Origin of the sequence: Streptomyces sp. NBC_00654, assembly GCF_026341775.1 — a bacterium.
Taxonomy (GTDB): Bacteria; Actinomycetota; Actinomycetes; order Streptomycetales; family Streptomycetaceae; genus Streptomyces.
In genome coordinates this window covers 1,211,887-1,229,780 of sequence record NZ_JAPEOB010000003.1, presented here as the reverse complement: position 1 = coordinate 1,229,780, position 17,894 = coordinate 1,211,887, and the positions used below count along the sequence as shown (strand labels likewise).

Below are 17,894 nucleotides of genomic sequence, written 5' to 3'. Positions count from 1 at the left end.
GCACCCGGCGGTTAGGCTGCACCCGTGAAGGTCCTCGTCATCGGCGGCGGCGCCCGCGAACACGCCCTGTGCCGCTCTCTGTCCCTCGACCCCGAGGTCACCGCTCTGTACTGCGCCCCCGGCAACGCCGGCATCGCAGAGGTGGCCGAACTGCACCCGGTCGATCCGCTCGACGGCGACGCCGTCGCGCGCCTCGCCACCGACCTGGGCGCCGAGCTGGTGGTCGTCGGCCCGGAGGCGCCCCTTGTCGCAGGGGTCGCCGACTCCGTGCGCGCGGCCGGCATCCCGTGCTTCGGTCCTTCCGGCGAGGCTGCCCAGCTGGAAGGCTCCAAGGCGTTCGCCAAGGACGTCATGGCCGGAGCGGGCGTTCCGACCGCCCGCAGCTATGTCTGCACCACCCCCGCCGAGATCGACACGGCCCTCGACGCCTTCGGCGCCCCGTACGTCGTCAAGGACGACGGTCTCGCGGCGGGCAAGGGCGTCGTCGTCACCGACGACATCGAGGCGGCCCGCGCCCACGCGCTGGCCTGCGACCGCGTGGTCATCGAGGAGTTCCTCGACGGCCCCGAGGTGAGCCTCTTCGCGATCACCGACGGCATCACCGTGCTGCCGCTCCAGCCCGCCCAGGACTTCAAGCGGGCCCTGGACGGCGACGAGGGTCCGAACACCGGCGGCATGGGCGCGTACTCCCCGCTCCCGTGGGCCGACCCCAAGCTGGTCGACGAGGTCATGGAGACCGTTCTCCAGCCGACGGTCGACGAGCTGCGCCGCCGCGGTACGCCCTTCTCCGGGCTGCTCTACGCGGGCCTCGCGATCACCTCGCGCGGTGTACGGGTCATCGAGTTCAACGCCCGCTTCGGCGACCCCGAGACCCAGGTGGTCCTGGCCCGTCTGAAGACCCCGCTGGCCGGTGTCCTGCTCGGCTCCGCCAACGGCACGCTCGACCTTCTCCCCCCGCTGACCTGGCGCGAGGACGCGGCGGTCACCGTGGTCATCGCCTCGCACAACTACCCGGGCACCCCGCGTACCGGCGACCCGATCGAGGGGCTCGCGGACGTCGAGGCGCAGGATGCCCCGCACGCGTACGTCCTGCACGCCGGGACCCGGACCGAGGGGGACGCGATCGTGACCGCGGGCGGCCGGGTGCTCTCCGTGACGGCGACCGGCAAGGACCTCACGCAGGCCCGGGAGCGCGCCTACACCGCGCTGGGCCGGATCCGGCTCGACGGCTCCCAGCACCGTACGGACATCGCCAGGCAGGCCGCGGAGGCCTGACCGCCGCCGCGGGGGTCCGATTGCCGCCGCGGAGGTCTGCCCGCCGCCGCGGAGACCGGACCGCCGGGAGGCTTTCGACCCGGTATCTCCGTGGGTTGCGCGCCCCATGTGCGCCGGTGCGTGAGGCGCTTTTGAGCCGCACGCACCGGTGGCACTGCCTTATCAGCGCCCGCACGTCAGCAGCTTTGCCCAAAGCCATTCCATCGAGTGACGACTAGGCCATGCGGATGACGTCCGCCGAGCCCCCAACTAGGGTGCGGCGCAAGCGTTCCGGCACTTGGCCCACCGGCATTGCGATGTCAGTGACGGGTGCCACAGTGGGGGAGTGAGCAACAGCGTCGCGGGGGCAGAGGGGGTGACTTCCGGCCGTGTCAGGTACCGACGTAGGTGAAGAGCTGGGGGCGCGGGCCGCGCGGGCCCGAGCGCTCGCCCTGCTGCGTATCCGCAGCAGGGCACTCGCCGTGGCGATCCTGCCGGCGGCCGTGGCCGTCGTGCTGTTCGCCGCGGCCGCGCAGGGCCATATCGGCGGCGCCGGCTGGGACGCCGTGCGCTGGTCGGTGGCCTGCCTGGCGGTCCTGGTGCTGCTGGTCACCGTCGGCGTCGCGGGGGCCGTCGCCCGCGCGCGGCCCGCGGTCAGCCCGACCGTCGCCGTGACGGAGGAAGCGGCCCCCGATCTCTACCGGCTGGTCCGGGACCTGGCCGACCGGCTCGATGTCCCGGCGCCGTCGGCCATAGCGCTGACCCCGGACTGCGACAGCTGGCTGGAGGACCGTACGCATCCCGCCGCCCAGCCGAAGAGCCGGGCGGAACCACGAGCGTTGGCCCAGGACTTCGCGGCCGAGCGCCGCCGCCGCAGGGTGCCGGCCGCCCCCGTCCTGGTGATCGGCTCGCCCTTCCTGTGGTGGATGCGGGTCGCCGAGCTGCGCGCGGTGCTCGCCCCGGTCGTCGCGGGCACGGCGCCCTCCGCGCACCCCGACATAGCCGCGGCACGCCGGTTCGTGCGCGGGCTCGACGCGGCGGTCGCGGACGCCTCCGCGGCCGGAGCCGGGCCGCTGCGCGGGCTCCCGCTCGCCTTCGTCGGCTGGGTCTCCCGGCTGCTGCTGCGCAGTTGCCGCAGCCACGCCGCCGAGATGGAGCGGTGCGTCGCCGCTTCCGCCTCCATGCGCGCACAGGGTGTGGATTACGGGCTCCGCATCGTCGCCCAGGAACAGGTCGGCCTCGCCTACGCGGGCTGGGACCGGCTGCTGACCCGGGTCGCGCTGCCCGCCTGGCGGATGGGGCGCTGGCCCTCGCGGCTGGACGCGGGCGTCGTCTCCGCGCTCACGGAGCTCTCCCGGCGCGACCGGCTGGCCGAGGGCTTCGCCTCCCGGCTCGGCGAGCGGCCCGCCTGCGATCTCCTGGAAGAACCCGGTACGGCCGACGAGGCGGCCTCGCTGCTGGCCGCCCGGCTCTTCCACGGCGGTCCCGCGGAGAGCGGCCCCGACTGGGCGCCGGTCGACTGGCAGCAGTATCCCGAGGAGGTCGTCGACCGTAAGTGGCGTTCGGAGGCCGCCCGGCTGCACCGGGTGCTCGACTCCCTGGGCGTACCTCCGGTGTCCGCGGCCGAGCCCGGCGGCCCCACCCTGGCCCGGGTCATGGAACACCTCGCAGGACCGGGCGGTACGGGCGAGGAGCTGGCGGCCGGGATCAGTGCCGAGGTCGCCCGCGAGGAGGCCACGGCCCCGCCGGCCGGGGGCGGTGCGTCGGCGCCGCGCACATCGGGCGGCGCGGAACCGGACCCCCTCGACCTCTGGGGCCCCGATCCGCTTCCGCTCTTCCCGCTCCAGCCGCCGCGTACGGGCACGGAGTTGCTCGCCGACCATGTCGCGGCGATGGTCTGCTGCGCGGCCGTGGACACGGCAGGGGCGGCCCCCGGGCTGGACTGGCTGGACGGACCCGCGCTGCTGGTCGACGGCGAGCGCCGGGCGGACCTGGGTACGCCGGTCCTCAGCCTCGTGGAGGACGGCGACGCGGGGCCTTTGCGGAACTGGCTCACCGATCTGGGTGTGCGCTCGGACAAGCCGGTACGCCTGGTCTGAGCAACGGGCCGCTCCCGGGCCGCTCCCCGGCCGCAAGGAGCCGTACGGGGCGGTCCGGGCAGTCTGAGCAGTCCGGGGCGAGTTGGGGCAGTCCCGGGCAGCCCGGCACTGCCCGGGGCGGCAACGGGCCGTACGCGGGCCTCTCGCGGCCGAAACTTGCCCATCCGGCCCGCTCGACTCGCCCCAACTCGCCCCGGATGCCCGCCGGTAGCCGCCCCGGCCCGTGGCGGGCGCCGTCGTGTGCGCCTCCCGGACCGGTCCCGCATCCGCCTTCTTCGCGGCGCGGCACGGATCGCTCCCGGCCCCCAATAACCGGAAGGGCAGGTTCCGTTCACGTCAATTCGCGACGAACGGTGACGGATCGCATGCGTTATGTGATGTGCTGGGGCCCAGTGCTGACATCCAGCCACAAGATTGGCGCACCAACGATGTCCGGGGACTGAGGGAGGGGAGCGGTATGGGGGCGGAGCAGATTCGCCGGGCGGAACACATCCGCCGATGGGAATCGGGTGCCCTCGCGCATGCCGTGAGCGATCCTTTCGGCCAAGGGCCGCTGCCCTGGCTGCGCGGCAGCGAGAACTATTTCGACGACACCGGGCAGGTCGTTCCCTGGTACGCGGACCCGGATCTCGGCCGTGGCGGCGCCGGCGGTGGCACTCGTACGGCTGATGATGTGCACCGGCAGATCAAGGGCTTCGTCTCGCCCAGTGCCGCCGCGCCGGGCGAGGCCATCGACTTCCACATCACCGTGGACCCGCCTCAGCAGTTCTCCGTCGACATCTACCGGATCGGCCACTACGCGGGCGACGGCGCCGCCAAGATCACCACGAGCCCCCGGCTCTCCGGCATCGTCCAGCCCGCCCCGCTGGCCGCCGACCGTACGGTCTCCTGCCACCACTGGTGGATGTCGTGGCGACTGCAGATCCCCGGCTACTGGTCGGTCGGCGCGTACGTCGCCGTCCTGACCACCGTCGACGGCTACCGCTCCCACATCCCCTTCACGGTCCGCGACGACCACCCCGCCGATCTGCTGCTCCTGCTGCCCGACATCACCTGGCAGGCGTACAACCTCTACCCCGAGGACGGCCGTACCGGCGCCAGCCTCTACCACGCCTGGGACGAGCAGGGGCGGCTGCTCGGCGAGCAGGACGCCGCCGCCACGATCTCCTTCGACCGTCCCTTCGCGGGCGCCGGTCTGCCGCTCCACGTGGGGCACGCCTACGACTTCATCCGCTGGGCCGAGCGGTACGGCTACGACCTCGCCTACGCGGACGCCCGCGACCTGCACGCGGGCCGCGTCGATCCCAGCCGCTACCGGGGCCTGATCTTCCCCGGCCACGACGAGTACTGGTCCCTGCCCATGCGGCGCACCACCGAGCTCGCCCGGGACACCGGCACCTCGCTCGTCTTCCTCTCGGCCAACACCATGTACTGGCAGGTCGGCCTCGCCCCCTCCGCCTCCGGGGTCCCCGACCGCCTGCTCACCTGCCGAAAACGCCGGGGGCCGGGAAAGCCGACGCTGTGGCGCGAGGTCGACCGGCCGGAGCAGCAGCTTCTCGGCATCCAGTACGCGGGCCGGGTCCCCGAACCCCGCCCCCTGGTCGTGCGGAACGCGGAGCACTGGCTCTGGGACGCCACGGGGGCCGCCGAGGGCGACGAGCTGGACGGTCTGGTGGCGGGCGAGGCCGACCGCTACTTCCCGCGCACCTCGCTGCCCGAGCACGACAACCGCATCCTGCTCGCCCACTCCCCGTACCAGGACTCGGAGGGGGCCACCCGCCACCAGGAGACCTCCCTGTACCGGGCGCCGTCGGGCGCTCTGGTCTTCGCCTCCGGCACCTTCGCCTGGTCCCCGGCGCTGGACCGCCCCGGCCATGTGGACGCGCGGATCCAGCGCGCCACGGCCAATCTCCTCGACCGGATCTGCAAACGCGACTGACCTGTCGGCCGTACGCCGTGCCCGTACGGGGTCCGGCTCGCACGGTCGGCCGGAAGACAGGACATACCAGGTGACGCGTTCCCCGGCCCGCCCCCCGGCCTGCACCGGCCTGCACCGGCCTGCACCGGCCTGCACCGGCCTGCACCGGCCTGCACCGGCCTCCCGGACGCACCGGGCGGCCCCGCTCCCGGGTCCGGCGCCGGGATACGGGACAATCGGAACCGCTCCTGGATCAACCTACGCGGAGGCAGCGTGTCCGGTTTCGTAGAAAAGCCCGAGCCCGTGCAGGTCTCGGGCCTCACCCACCTGCACACCGGCAAGGTGCGTGACCTGTACCGGAACGAGGCGGGCGACCTCGTCATGGTCGCCAGCGACCGTATGTCCGCGTACGACTGGGTCCTGCCCACCGAGATCCCCGACAAGGGCCGCGTCCTCACCCGGCTCTCGCTGTGGTGGTTCGACCAGCTCGCCGATCTGGTGCCCAACCATGTGCTGTCCACCGAGCTGCCGGCCGGCGCTCCGGCGGACTGGGCGGGCCGCACGCTGGTCTGCAAGTCGCTGCGGATGGTCCAGGTCGAGTGCGTGGCCCGCGGCTATCTGACCGGCTCGGGACTCGTCGAGTACAACCGCTCCCGTACGGTCTGTGGCATCGGCCTTCCCGAGGGGCTCCTCGACGGGTCCGAGCTCCCCGGTCCGATCTTCACGCCCGCCACCAAGGCGGCCGTCGGCGACCACGACGAGAACGTGAGTTACGAGGAGGTCGCCCGGGAGGTCGGCGTCGAGACGGCGGCCCTGCTGCGGCAGACCACCCTGGACGTCTACCGCAGGGCCCGGGACATCGCGCACGAGCGGGGGATCATCCTCGCCGACACGAAGTTCGAGTTCGGCTTCGAGCCCACGGCGGACGGCGGCGAGCGGCTGATCATCGCGGACGAGGTGCTGACCCCCGACTCCTCCCGCTTCTGGCCCACCGCGGGCTGGGAGCCGGGCCGTGCCCAGCCCTCGTACGACAAGCAGTTCGTCCGGGACTGGCTGACCTCGCCGGCCTCCGGCTGGGACCGCGCGAGCGAGCAGCCGCCCCCGGCGCTGCCGCAGGAGATCGTCGACGCGACCCGCGCCAAGTACATCGAGGCGTACGAACTGCTGACCGGCAGCAACTGGTAGCCGCTGGTAGCCGCGTACGACGGACAACGAGAAGGCCCCGGTCCTGAGGACCGGGGCCTTCTTCCGTGGAGCGAACGACGAGGTTCGAACTCGCGACCTCAACCTTGGCAAGGTTGCGCTCTACCAGCTGAGCTACGTTCGCATGCGCCGAAGCGCGTTGCCTACTATACCCATCCTCGCTCCCGTGCGAGACGCACCGCCGTATGACGGTTCTCGGCACCGATCTTCGAGGCGGCGGAGGACAGGTAGTTCCGCACGGTTCCCTGCGACAGCGAAGCCCGTTCCGCGATCTCCGCGACGGGTGCCCCGTCCGCCGCGAGCTCCAGTACTTCGGCCTCCCTGGCGGTCAGCGGAGAGTCCCCGGCGGCGATGGCGTCGGCGGCCAACTCCGGGTCCACGTAACGGTTTCCGGTGTGCACGCTGCGGATGATCTCGGCGAGTCTGCGGGCGCTCACCGTCTTCGGAACGAAGCCCCGCACACCCGCCGCGAGGGCCCGTTTGAGATGTCCCGGGCGGCCGTGGCTCGTCACGATCATGGTCCGGCAGCCGGGCAGCGCGGACCGCAGGGATGTGGCGACGTTCACACCGTCCGCCCCCGGCATCTCCAGGTCGAGGACGGCGACATCGGGCCGGTGGGCCAGCGCCATGGCGATGGCCTCGGGGCCGGTCGCCGCCTCCGCGACCACGACGAGATCGTCCTCCAGGGCGAGGAGAGCGGCCAGCGCGCCCCGGATCAGATGTTCGTCGTCGGCGAGCAGCACCCGTACGGGCGGCGCGGTTGTCATCGTTCCTCCATGAAGGGTTCCTGCGGCGATGACCCGGGACCGGGACCGGGGCCGGGGCCGGAGCCGGGGCCGGACTCCGCACCGGCTCCGGCGGCCCGGGACGCAAGACCACCATCCCCGGATCCCGACCCGGCTCCCGCGTCCGATTCCGGCACCGTCGCGGTCAGCCGGAAGAGGCCGGCTCCCGCCGGTCCCGCCTCCAGCGATCCGCCGAGCGCCGCGAGCCGTTCCCGCAGCCCGGCGAGGCCCGAGCCGCCGCCCGGGGGCCCGAGGGCGGTGTCCGGCACCCCGCCCCCCTCCACGGCCGCCCCGCCCCCCGGCACGGCCGTCCCGTCGCCCTCCACGGCCGTCCCGTCCCCCGCCACGGCCATCCCGTCGTTCTCCACGACCAGGACGGCGGCGCCCCGGGCCGTCGTGAGCCGGATCGCGCACCGCTGCGGGTCGCCGTGCCGCAGCACGTTGGTCGCGGCCTCCCGGACGACCCAGCCGAGCGCCGACTGCACCGGCGGGGCGAGCAGGCCGCCGCTCCGGTCGTCGATGTCGCAGACGATTCCGGCAGCTCGCAACACCCCCCGCGCGCCCAGCAGTTCCGTGCTCAGGTCCGCCTCGCGGTAGCCGCGTACGACATCGCGCACCTCTTGCTGGGAGGTGCGCGCGATCCGCTGCACCTCGACCATCTGGTCCATGGCCGCCGCATGGCCGCGCTGGGCCAGCTCCACCGCCAGCTCGCTCTTCAGCGCGATCACCGCCAGATTCCGGCCCAGCACGTCGTGCAGGTCGCGGCCGAACCGCAGCCGCTCCTCGGCGACGGCGAGCCGGGTCTCCATGTCCTGGGCGTCCCGGAGCTTCGTCATCACCCCCAACGACCACGCGGACACGCGCGTGGTGAACGCGACCAGCCCGCTGCCGAAGACCGACGAGACGATGACGCTCACCACGAACGCTCCATCCGCGCCGGCCAGCGCGGCGCCGCCGCTCAGCGCCGCGGCCACCACGGTCTGGAAGACGAGTGACACCCACAGCGGTACGAGGAGGACGAGCGGGGTGGCGAACGGCACCGCCGAGGCGATGAGGGCCAGTTGCAGCTCGGGGAACTGTTCCACCCCGGTGTACCGGCCGAGGGCCAGCAGCCCGGTGGCGTTCGCGAGGAACAGGACGAATCCGAGGCCGACGAGCCGCCGGCCGACGGTGCTCAGGCCCAGGTACTGGTCGACTGCGCGGGCGGTCAGCCGGGTCCCGCAGAACCCTTGGGCGAGCGCGGTCAGCAACGTCCCGACGATCAGTACGACGGGTGCGTCGGAGGCCCGCACCGGACGGGTCACCATCAGCAGGGACTGGGAGACGGCCGTCAGCCACACCAGCGAGTACAGGGTGCCGCGCGTGTAGAGATCGATCTTGTCGAAGCCGCTGCGGCTCTGCCAGCCCCGCATCCTCGCCCTCAGCCACACGGCACAGCCCTCCCTTTCAGCGACGGGGGTCCCAGCGGAACCACCGCTTCACAGCAAACACCGCGAACACGGTCCAGGCCAGCGCCGTCACCGCCGCCCTGAGCAGGTCACCGTCCTCGGCCCCGCCGAGCCAGCCGGCCCGTACGAGGGTCATCACCCCGGTCAGCGGCAGCAGCTCGCACACCGAGGCGACCCGGTCCGGGAAGACGTCCAGCGGGATGAAGACACCGGAGCCCAGCATCGAGACGAAGAACAGCGGCAGCGTGGTGAGCTGCGAGGTCTGCACCGTACGGGTCAGAGTCGCGGTCGCCGCCGCCAGCGCGGACAGCAGGACGGACCCCACCAGGAGCCCGGCGACGAGCAGGTCCGGCCGCCCCGGCGACCGGAGGTCGAAGGCGAACGTGCCGATCACGACGATCAGTACGCACTGGACGAGGGTCAGGAGCACGGCCGGCAGGGCGGTCCCGGTCAGGATCTCCGGGTCGGAGACCTCGCCCGTGCGCAGCCGCTTCAGGACGAGTTCCTCGCGCCGGGCCACGTACGCGGAGACGAGGTTCAGGTAGATGACCTGGAGCAGCACCATGCCGATGCCGCCGGTCAGGGCCGCCCCGGCGACCGTCAGTCCGGTGCCGCCGAGGTCGATCCGGTCGAGCGAGGACTTGATCGCGAAGATCATCAGGAGCGGCATGAGCAGCGCGATGAAGACGGCCGTCCGGTTGCGCGCGAGAAGGGTCAGTTCCGCCCGCCCGAGCGCGCTCAGCCGCCCAGCGGAGGTGGAGGTGGAGGTCGCGGTCATGCCGTCACCTTGCTCTTCCCTGTGTGCGCGCCGTCCGGCTGTGTGTCCGCGGGGTGCGTGGCCTGTGCGTGCTGGGTCTTCGCGATGTCGAGGAAGGCCTCTTCGAGCGACCCGGAGCGGGCATCGAGCCCGATCAGCCGGACCTCCGACTCCCGTGCCCAGTGCAGGAGTTCGTGCAGGGATTCCTGGAGCGCCGGGGTACGGATCTCGATCCGCCGGCCGTCGGCCGCCGCCCGCAGCGGGAGCGGGAGCCGGGAGGCCGGTACGTCGTCGGGCAGCTCGAACCGGATGCGGGCCGGCTGCCGGGCCGTGACCTCGGCGGTCGTCCCCGTGGTCACGATCCGCCCCTGGTGCATGATGGCCAGCCGGTCGGCGAGCGCCTCGGCCTCCTCCAGGTGGTGTGTGGTCAGCAGCACGGTCGTGCCGTTGTCGCGCAGCGCCCGGACCAGGTTCCAGGTGTCGCGCCGCCCCTCGGCGTCGAGCCCGGTCGTCGGCTCGTCCAGGAAGAGCACCTCGGGCCGGGAGGTCAGGGCCAGCGCCAGGTCGAGGCGGCGCCGCTCGCCGCCGGACAGCTGCTTGACCCGTACCCCGGTCCGCGCGGACAGACCCACGAGCTCCAGGACCTCGGCCCCGGGCCGGGCGCCGCTGGTGCAGGCCGACCACATCCGTACGGTCTCGGCGACCGTCAGATCGGACGGGAAGCCGCCCTCCTGGAGCATCACCCCGGTCCGCGGGCGGACGGCGGCACGTTCGCGGTACGGGTCGTGGCCGAGCACCCGTACGGTGCCGCTGTCGGGGCCGGCCAGGCCCTCCAGAAGCTCGACGGTGGAGGTCTTGCCCGCACCGTTCGTCCCGAGCAGGGCGAACAGCTCGCCGCGGGCCACCGAGAAGGAGATCCCGGACACGGCCTCGAAGCCGCCCGCGTAGCTGCGCCGGACATCGACCGCCTCGATCACGGCGTCCTGTCCCTGTGCCGGTTCTTGTCCCCGTGCCTGCGTCTGCCTCGGTCCCTGTCCCTGTCCCTGTCCCTGCCCGTGGCCACGGCTGCGTTCGCTGTGATTGTCGTCGCTGGTCATGACGTCAGACTCTCGCCGGATCGGGACCGGGAGCAGTGCGCGCTGTCATCACTGCTCATGACAAACGTCATGGGTGCCCGACCGACGGAGAACGGAGAACGGAGAACAGCGAGCGGAGAACGGAGAACAGAGAACGGCGAGCGGAGAACGGCGAGCGGGGATCGGCTGCGGGGATCGGGTCGTGGGGATCCGAGATACGACAAAGGCCCCGATCGGTATCGATCGGGGCCTTTGATCAAGAGCGGACGACCAGGTTCGAACTGGCGACCTCAACCTTGGCAAGGTTGCGCTCTACCAACTGAGCTACGTCCGCATTGCTGCCACTCGGCTTTCACCGGTGGAGCGCTCACCACTCTACCCGATCCAGCGAACCGGTCGGACAAGGTGATGCAGAGCGGGTGACAGGAATTGCACACTGCGCCTTCCCCCTGGAAGGGGGATGTTCTACTACTGAACTACACCCGCACGCTGCGTGGGATTCGGCTTTTCGGCCTTGCCCCTCGGCGTGCTCCAGACTCTAGCCGACCTGCAGGGGTGTCGCGCAAGTCGGCTTCCCGCGGGTGTCGCGGGAAGGGGTCGGGGCGGGCGGCCGACGAGGGTCCCGAGCGGGCGTCGGGACGGGCTCCGGAAGGGGATTCGCGGGGGTTCTCCCCCGGGTGTCCGCCAACTGACGGTCCGACGGGCATCACCCCGGCCATCTCCCCGGCATCCGCCCGGCGTCGCTCTGGGTGTCTCCTCGCGCGTCTCCTCGGCCCCTCGTCGGCCGCCGCTCCGCCCGGATCCCAGCGGCCCCGGTGGCCCACCCGCGATGCCTCGCCGTCGCCCCGCCGGTGCGCTCACCGGCGGAGGGACGGTCCGGCAGGGCGGCGCGGCGCCCTGCCCCGGGCTTACGCGACGCCTCGCCCCGGGCTCAACCGGCGGCGTGGAACGCCTCGTAGACCTTCTTGGGGATCCGGCCGCGGGCCGGCACCTCCATCCGGTGCGAGCGGGCCCAGGCGCGGACGGCCGCCGGGTCGGGGGCGAGTGCCGTGTGGCGGTACGACGTCGGCTTCCTGCCGCTCCTGCCGGCATGCGTCTGCTTGCGGCCGGCCGCCACGTACGGCGCGAGGGTCTTGCGCAGTTTCTTTGCGTTGACGGTATTCAGGTCGATCTCGTACGACTTCCCGTCCAGGGCGAAGCTGACCGTTTCCGCCGCTGTTCCCCCGTCGATGTCGTCGGAGAGCGTAACCACTACGCGCTGAGCCACGGATATCGGTCCTTTCCTACGGCAACCTCGCGACTGGTATGCGCGGATGCCGGCCTTCCGGCTGTTAGGCGGATGTGGATACGGATGTGGATCGACTGACGTCGACTCTTCCGGTGTTCCAGTGTTCCGGGGCAATGCTGTTTTCCCCGGTAATCATTTGTACAGCGGTTGGTGCCGCATTGTGAAGCCCTGCCAATTACATCCGCGTGTCAGCATGCAATCCGGACGTGATTTTTTCCAGGACTTTCCCCGGACGTCCTCCTCGCCGATATCTCCGCGTGATCTGCGTCGCATGATATCTACTCGCGTAGAATTTTCGGCCAGGTACGCTGAGGGGACCCGCGGGGGTCTGGGGAACCCCCCGGAGAAACAGCCGCACCACACCACCGGGAGTGCCAGTGGCACGCGTCGTAGTCGACGTCATGCTCAAGCCGGAGATCCTCGACCCGCAGGGACAGGCGGTGCAGCGTGCACTGCCCCGTCTCGGCTTCGAGGGAATCGCGGACGTTCGTCAGGGAAAGCGTTTCGAGCTGGAGGTCGAGGGGCCGGTCGACGAGGCCGCTCTGGCCCGTATTCACGAGATGGCCGAGACCTTCCTCGCCAACACCGTCATCGAGGACTTCGTCGTGAAGGTCGAGGAGTCCAAGTGACCGCTCGCATCGGCGTCGTCACCTTTCCCGGCACGCTCGACGACCAGGACGCCCTGCGGGCGGTACGGCTCGCGGGCGCGGAGCCCGTATCGCTGTGGCACCGCGACCAGGACCTCCACCAGGTCGACGCGGTGGTCCTGGCCGGCGGTTTCTCCTACGGGGACTACCTGCGCGCCGGAGCCATCTCCCGCTTCTCGCCGGTGATGGAGCCGATCATCGAGCAGGCGCGGGCGGGGATGCCGGTCCTCGGCATCTGCAACGGTTTCCAGATCCTGACCGAGGCGCACCTGCTGCCCGGCGCGATGCTGCGCAACAACCACCTCCACTTCATCTGCCGCGACCAGAAGCTGCGGGTGGAGAACGCGGAGACCGCCTGGACCTCGGACTACTCCGCGGGCCAGGAGATCTCCGTACCGCTGAAGAACATGGACGGCCGGTACACCGCCGACGAGCACACGCTCGACGAGCTGGAGGCCGAGGGCCGCGTCGCCTTCCGTTACCTGGACGGCAACCCCAACGGCTCGCTGCGCGACATCGCGGGGATCACCAACGCCGCGGGCAATGTCGTCGGCCTGATGCCGCACCCGGAGCACGCCGTCGAGCCGCTGATCGGAACCGGTCGCACCGACGGCCTCGGTTTCTTCACCTCGATCATCAAGAAGCTGGTCAACGCATGAGCCTGGATACGGTCAAGCACGCGGCCGAGACCCCGGACACCGAGCAGCCCTGGAAGGAGCTCGGCCTCAAGGAGGACGAGTACGCCCGGATCCGCGAGATCCTGGGCCGCCGTCCCACCGGTGCCGAGCTCGCCATGTACTCCGTGATGTGGTCCGAGCACTGCTCGTACAAGAGCAGCAAGGTCCACCTCAAGCAGTTCGGTGAGAAGGTCCCCGCCAACGACGCCATGCTCGTCGGCATCGGCGAGAACGCCGGTGTGGTCGACGTCGGGCAGGGTTACGCGGTCACCTTCAAGGTCGAGTCGCACAACCACCCCTCGTACATCGAGCCCTACCAGGGCGCGGCCACCGGCGTCGGCGGCATCGTCCGCGACATCCTCGCCATGGGTGCCCGTCCGGTCGCGGTCGTCGACCCGCTGCGCTTCGGCGCGGCCGACCACCCCGACACCAAGCGCGTCCTGCCGGGCGTCGTCGCGGGCATCGGCGGGTACGGCAACTGCCTGGGTCTGCCGAACATCGGCGGCGAGGTCGTCTTCGACGCCTGTTACCAGGGCAACCCGCTCGTCAACGCCGGCTGCATCGGTGTGATGAAGCACGAGGACATCCACCTGGCCAAGGCCTCGGGCCCCGGCAACAAGGTGATCCTCTACGGTGCCCGCACCGGCGGCGACGGCATCGGCGGCGTCTCGGTGCTGGCCTCGGAGACCTTCGAGTCGACCGGCCCGGCCAAGCGCCCGGCTGTCCAGGTCGGTGACCCGTTCCAGGAGAAGCTCCTGATCGAGTGCACCCTGGAGATCTTCAAGGAGAAGCTCGTCGCGGGCATCCAGGACCTCGGCGGTGCCGGTCTGTCCTGCGCCACGAGCGAGCTCGCGAGTGCCGGTTCCGGCGGTATGCGCGTCGAGCTGGACACCGTGCCGCTGCGCGACTCCTCCCTCTCGCCCGAGGAAATCCTCATGAGCGAGTCGCAGGAGCGCATGTGCGCGATCGTCGAGCCGCAGCACGTCGCGCGGTTCATGGAGATCTGCGAGAAGTGGGACGTCATCGCCACCGTCATCGGTGAGGTGACCGAGGGCTCCCAGCTGGAGATCTTCTGGCACGGCGAGCAGATCGTGGACGTTCCGCCGCGGTCCGTCGCCCACGAGGGCCCGACGTACCACCGCCCGTTCGCCCGCCCGTCCTGGCAGGACGCCCTCCAGGCGGACGACGCCGGCCGGCTGGCCCGCCCGGCGAACGGCGCCGAGCTGCGCGAGCAGGTCCTGCGGCTGGTCGCCTCCCCGAACCAGGCCTCCAAGGCGTGGATCACCGACCAGTACGACCGCTTCGTGCAGGGCAACACCGTGCTCGCGATGCCCGAGGACGCCGGCATGGTCCGGATCGACGCGGAGTCGAACCTGGGCGTGGCCATGGCCACCGACGGCAACGGCCGCTACGCGAAGCTCGACCCGTACACCGGTGCGCAGCTCGCGCTGGCGGAGTCGTACCGCAACGTCGCCGCCTCCGGTGCCAAGCCGCTCGCGATCTCGGACTGCCTGAACTTCGGTTCACCCGAGGACCCGGACGTCATGTGGCAGTTCGCCGAGGCCACCCGCGGTCTCGCGGACGGCTGCCTGGAGCTGGGCACCCCGGTCACCGGCGGCAATGTGTCGCTGTACAACCAGACCGGTGAGACGGCGATCCACCCGACGCCGGTCGTGGCCGTGCTCGGTGTGATCGACGATGTCACGCGGCGTACGCCGGTCGCCTTCGCGGAAGAGGGCCAGCTCCTCTACCTGCTGGGTGACACGCACGAGGAGTTCGGCGGCTCGGCCTGGTCCGAGGTCATCCACCAGCACCTGGGCGGCATGCCGCCCAAGGTGGACCTGGGCCGCGAGAAGCTGCTCGGCGAGATCCTCATCTCGGCCTCCCGCGACGGCATGGTCGACGCGGCGCACGACCTGTCGGACGGCGGTCTGATCCAGGCGGTCACCGAGTCCTGCCTCCGCGGCGGGAAGGGTGCCCGGCTGGTCGTGCCGGACGGTCTGGACGCGTTCACCTTCCTCTTCTCCGAGTCGGCGGGGCGCGCGGTCGTCGCGGTTCCGCGCAGCGAGGAGCTCCGCTTCAACGACATGTGCGGGGCGCGCGGTCTGCCCGTCGCCCGCATCGGTGTCGTGGACGGCGAGGAGATCGAGGTCCAGGGCGAGTTCAGCATCCCGCTGAGCGAGCTGCGTACGGCGCACGAGGAGACCATCCCGGCGCTGCTCGCCTGAGCCGCCCGCTGTCTCTGCCCGAAGCCCCCGCCCGGTCGTCGTCCGGACGGGGGCTTCGGCCTTTCCTGTTGTGTGAGATTACGTAATTACGTAAGGTTGAGTCATGGGGCTTGAGGAACGCGTCGCCGAGCTGGAACGGCGGCTCACCGCGCTGGAGGGCGCGGACCGCGAGGCACCGCGCCTCGGGGACGGTGACTTCTGGGCGCTGGAAGGGCTCAAGGCGCAGCTCACCGATGCCGGGGGCGCGGCCGACAGCGGCGGTGTGCTCTACACCGGGGCGGTCAGGCTGCCGGCCGGCGAGACGTACGAATGGCAGTACGGCGCGCTCACCGGGAGCCTCATGGACGCCGACTGGACCGAGAGCGCCGAGTCGTTCGCCGCTCTCGGCCATCCGGTGCGGCTGCGGCTGCTCCGCGAGATCCTCGGAGGCCGGCGCACGGCCGCCGAGCTGGCCGCGCTCGACGAGGTCGGTACGACCGGCCAGATCTACCACCATCTGCGCCAGCTGACCGGCGCGGGCTGGCTGCACACGACGGGACGCGGGCGGTACGAGGTGCCGGGCGTCCGGGTGGTGCCGCTGCTGGTGGTGCTGACGGCGTCCCGGCCCTGAGCCGGCGGCGCCCCACGACATCGCACACCTGACCAACTGGGGGAAGACATGTCCGTCCGCAAGACGCTGATGGTGCTGCACCGTGTGTGCTGGATCGCCTTCGTCGCCATGGCTGTGGCGGGGGTGTTCGCCGGCCATCTGTATCCGTTCTGGCTGACCTTCGTGCCCGCGGCCGCGGCGATCGCGATCGCTCTCCTCCTGAGCCGCACCGGCGCCGTGTCCCGGGCCCGCGAGCCGCACCGCCGCCCGGCCGTGGAGGTCGGCCCGCCGGTGGCCGGGCGCTGGGTCGCGGTCAACAGCCCGGCGGACAAGGTGCCCAGCCACGGCACCCATGTGTACGGACAGGCGTACGCGATCGACATCGTCGCCGAGCCCGGAGGAGAGGCCGACGAGTCCGCTGAAGAGGCCGACATGCCCGGGGGAGCGGCCGACGCGTCCCGGGGAGCGGCCGACGCGTCCCGGGGAGCGGGCGCGTCCGCTCGGCCGCCGTTCCGCTGGGTGTGGCCGATAGCCCGCCGCAACCGTGACTTCCCGGCCTTCGGCGCCCCGCTGCTCGCGGTGGCCGACGCGACCGTCGTCCACGCGAGCCACGGTCAGCGTGACCATCTGAGCCGGAACTCCGGCCTCGGCCTCATCTACCTGATGCTGTTCGAGGCCCCGTTCCGGGACATGTACGGCGCCGGCAAAATCGTCGGCAATCATGTCGTTCTGGACCTCGGCGAGGGTGTATTCGCCCTGTACGCGCATGTCCGGCGCGGGTCGCTCCAGGTGAAGGCGGGGGACACCGTACGGGCCGGGCAGCAACTCGCCCGCTGCGGCAATTCCGGAAACTCCACCGAACCGCATGTGCATTTCCAGCTGATGGACGATCCGGATCTGGATGTGGCCCGCGGAATTCCGTTCACCTGGCGGGGCATCGGCGTCCCGTCCAATGGTGAGGCGTTCACCGCGGGGGAGTCCGTCGCTCCTTCGCCTTCCTCCCCCTCCCCCTCCCGCTCCTCCTCTTCGCCGTCCCCTTCCGCCGCCATCCCGATGAGGCCGGATCCCTCCTGACACCCGGGCCCCGGTGTCGGTGGCGCCCGTTAGTCTCGGCGGTATGCCACCGGCCAAGAAGCGTCTGCGCAGCTACGACCACGCCAGGACGCGCACCGCGGTCCTCGCCCAGTTCGCCCATGTCCGGGAAGCCGTGGCCACGTTGACGCCCGAACAGCTCGCCCTGCCGACCCGGCTCGGGGACTGGACGGTGCGGGATCTCGCCGCCCACATCGCGATGGTGCTCTCCCGCGTCACCGGGAGCCTGGAGCTGCCCGAGCCGTCCGGCCCCAAGCCGGAACTCGCGCTGCTCCAGTGGCCGTTCTCCACCGCCGGGGCGGCCGGACGGATCACCGACGACACCCTGGCGCTCGCCGTGGGCCGCCCCGACCTCGACGCGCTGTACGAGGAGACGGCCGAGCGGTTCGCGGCGACGGTGCCGGCCGACGCGGGGGACCGGCTGCTGCCGACCCGGCTCGGGACCATGCGCCTCGGGGACTTCCTGGTCACCCGCGCCGTCGAACTGATCGTGCACACGGACGACCTGAACGAGGCGGCCGGGCTCGCCATCCCGTACGACCGGCAGGCGCTCGCGGCCTGCACCCGGCTGCTGGCCGACGCCCTCGCGGACAAGGCGCCCGGCGGCTCGGTCGAGGTGCGCGTCCCGCCCTTCGCGGTCGTCCAGTGCATCGGCGGCCCCAAGCACACGCGCGGTACGCCGCCCAATGTCGTGGAGACCGCTCCGCTCACCTGGATCCGGCTCGCCACCGGCCGGGTCGCGTGGGCGGAGGCACTGGACGAGGCCCAGGTCAGCGCCAGTGGTGAGCGGGCGGATCTCGGGCCGCTGCTGCCGCTGATGGGCTGAGGGGAAC

At 71.6% G+C, this 17,894-nt stretch carries 15 protein-coding genes and 3 tRNA genes; 10 read left to right on the top strand and 8 right to left on the bottom strand.

Annotated elements, in window-relative coordinates; all coding sequences use genetic code 11:
• Positions 1–24 precede the first annotated feature (24 nt).
• The 4 genes from purD (at position 25) to OHA98_RS37995 (ending at position 6,456) form a co-directional block, all read left to right on the top strand.
• Positions 25–1,275: a phosphoribosylamine--glycine ligase gene (gene purD / locus OHA98_RS38010; RefSeq protein WP_266932441.1), complete on the top strand. Its 1,251-nt coding sequence runs from the start codon at positions 25–27 to the stop codon at positions 1,273–1,275.
• 368 nt (positions 1,276–1,643) lie between these two features.
• Positions 1,644–3,353, top strand: coding sequence for a hypothetical protein (locus tag OHA98_RS38005; protein ID WP_266932439.1), 1,710 nt, complete (start codon positions 1,644–1,646; stop codon positions 3,351–3,353).
• A gap of 457 nt (positions 3,354–3,810) precedes the next feature.
• Positions 3,811–5,292: a N,N-dimethylformamidase beta subunit family domain-containing protein gene (locus OHA98_RS38000; protein WP_266932438.1), complete on the top strand. Its 1,482-nt coding sequence runs from the start codon at positions 3,811–3,813 to the stop codon at positions 5,290–5,292.
• A 252-nt stretch (positions 5,293–5,544) separates the two neighbouring features.
• Entirely contained in the window at positions 5,545–6,456 is a 912-nt protein-coding gene (locus tag OHA98_RS37995; protein WP_266932437.1) for a phosphoribosylaminoimidazolesuccinocarboxamide synthase, read from the top strand.
• Positions 6,457–6,522: 66 nt separating this feature from the next.
• Here the strand turns inward: OHA98_RS37995 and OHA98_RS37990 are convergent.
• From OHA98_RS37990 to OHA98_RS37955, 8 genes are all read right to left on the bottom strand, one after another.
• Positions 6,523–6,598 (bottom strand) — tRNA-Gly (locus tag OHA98_RS37990).
• Between the two features lie 22 nt (positions 6,599–6,620).
• Positions 6,621–7,241, bottom strand: coding sequence for a response regulator transcription factor (locus OHA98_RS37985; protein WP_266932436.1), 621 nt, complete (start codon positions 7,239–7,241; stop codon positions 6,621–6,623).
• Positions 7,238–8,689 (bottom strand): sensor histidine kinase, encoded by a 1,452-nt coding sequence (locus tag OHA98_RS37980; RefSeq protein WP_266932435.1) that lies wholly within the window; start codon positions 8,687–8,689, stop codon positions 7,238–7,240. Before OHA98_RS37980 ends, OHA98_RS37985 begins: the two co-directional genes overlap by 4 nt.
• Positions 8,690–8,705: 16 nt before the next feature.
• Positions 8,706–9,485 carry an ABC transporter permease gene (locus OHA98_RS37975; RefSeq protein WP_266932434.1) on the bottom strand — a complete coding sequence of 260 codons (780 nt, stop codon included), beginning with the start codon at positions 9,483–9,485 and terminating at the stop codon, positions 8,706–8,708.
• On the bottom strand, positions 9,482–10,441 hold the full coding sequence (locus tag OHA98_RS37970) for an ABC transporter ATP-binding protein (protein ID WP_266932433.1): 960 nt from the start codon (positions 10,439–10,441) through the stop codon (positions 9,482–9,484). The genes OHA98_RS37975 and OHA98_RS37970 overlap by 4 nt, the downstream gene beginning before the upstream one ends.
• A 360-nt stretch (positions 10,442–10,801) precedes the next feature.
• A tRNA-Gly gene (locus OHA98_RS37965) sits at positions 10,802–10,874 on the bottom strand.
• Positions 10,875–10,954: 80 nt separating this feature from the next.
• Positions 10,955–11,026, bottom strand: a tRNA-Gly gene (locus OHA98_RS37960).
• Positions 11,027–11,471: 445 nt separating this feature from the next.
• Positions 11,472–11,807 carry an Lsr2 family protein gene (locus OHA98_RS37955; RefSeq protein ID WP_266932432.1) on the bottom strand — a complete coding sequence of 112 codons (336 nt, stop codon included), beginning with the start codon at positions 11,805–11,807 and terminating at the stop codon, positions 11,472–11,474.
• 398 nt (positions 11,808–12,205) lie between these two features.
• On the opposite strand from OHA98_RS37955, the gene purS reads away from it, so the two are divergent.
• The 6 genes from purS (at position 12,206) to OHA98_RS37925 (ending at position 17,887) form a co-directional block, all read left to right on the top strand.
• Positions 12,206–12,457 carry a phosphoribosylformylglycinamidine synthase subunit PurS gene (purS, locus tag OHA98_RS37950; protein WP_266932431.1) on the top strand — a complete coding sequence of 84 codons (252 nt, stop codon included), beginning with the start codon at positions 12,206–12,208 and terminating at the stop codon, positions 12,455–12,457.
• Positions 12,454–13,134: a phosphoribosylformylglycinamidine synthase subunit PurQ gene (gene purQ / locus OHA98_RS37945; RefSeq protein ID WP_266932430.1), complete on the top strand. Its 681-nt coding sequence runs from the start codon at positions 12,454–12,456 to the stop codon at positions 13,132–13,134. The genes purS and purQ overlap by 4 nt, the downstream gene beginning before the upstream one ends.
• Positions 13,131–15,380: a phosphoribosylformylglycinamidine synthase subunit PurL gene (gene purL, locus OHA98_RS37940; protein WP_266932429.1), complete on the top strand. Its 2,250-nt coding sequence runs from the start codon at positions 13,131–13,133 to the stop codon at positions 15,378–15,380. Before purQ ends, purL begins: the two co-directional genes overlap by 4 nt.
• Before the next feature lie 103 nt (positions 15,381–15,483).
• On the top strand, positions 15,484–15,990 hold the full coding sequence (locus tag OHA98_RS37935) for a helix-turn-helix transcriptional regulator (RefSeq protein ID WP_266932428.1): 507 nt from the start codon (positions 15,484–15,486) through the stop codon (positions 15,988–15,990).
• A gap of 48 nt (positions 15,991–16,038) precedes the next feature.
• Complete coding sequence (locus tag OHA98_RS37930; RefSeq protein ID WP_266932427.1) at positions 16,039–17,043, top strand: M23 family metallopeptidase; 1,005 nt, start codon at positions 16,039–16,041, stop codon at positions 17,041–17,043.
• A 43-nt stretch (positions 17,044–17,086) separates the two neighbouring features.
• On the top strand, positions 17,087–17,887 hold the full coding sequence (locus OHA98_RS37925; RefSeq protein WP_266932426.1) for a maleylpyruvate isomerase family mycothiol-dependent enzyme: 801 nt from the start codon (positions 17,087–17,089) through the stop codon (positions 17,885–17,887).
• The last annotated feature ends 7 nt before the right edge of the window (positions 17,888–17,894 follow it).

What these genes read in the sequence shown, in the direction of transcription:
- OHA98_RS38000 (WP_266932438.1), top strand. Translation starts at nt 3,811, where the DNA reads ATGGGGGCGGAGCAGATTCGCCGGGCGGAACACATCCGCCGATGGGAA.
- OHA98_RS37935 (WP_266932428.1), top strand. Translation starts at nt 15,484, where the DNA reads ATGGGGCTTGAGGAACGCGTCGCCGAGCTGGAACGGCGGCTCACCGCG.
- OHA98_RS37930 (WP_266932427.1), top strand. Translation starts at nt 16,039, where the DNA reads ATGTCCGTCCGCAAGACGCTGATGGTGCTGCACCGTGTGTGCTGGATC.
- OHA98_RS37985 (WP_266932436.1), bottom strand. Translation starts at nt 7,241, where the DNA reads ATGACAACCGCGCCGCCCGTACGGGTGCTGCTCGCCGACGACGAACAT.
- purL (WP_266932429.1), top strand. Translation starts at nt 13,131, where the DNA reads ATGAGCCTGGATACGGTCAAGCACGCGGCCGAGACCCCGGACACCGAG.
- OHA98_RS37925 (WP_266932426.1), top strand. Translation starts at nt 17,087, where the DNA reads ATGCCACCGGCCAAGAAGCGTCTGCGCAGCTACGACCACGCCAGGACG.
- OHA98_RS37975 (WP_266932434.1), bottom strand. Translation starts at nt 9,485, where the DNA reads ATGACCGCGACCTCCACCTCCACCTCCGCTGGGCGGCTGAGCGCGCTC.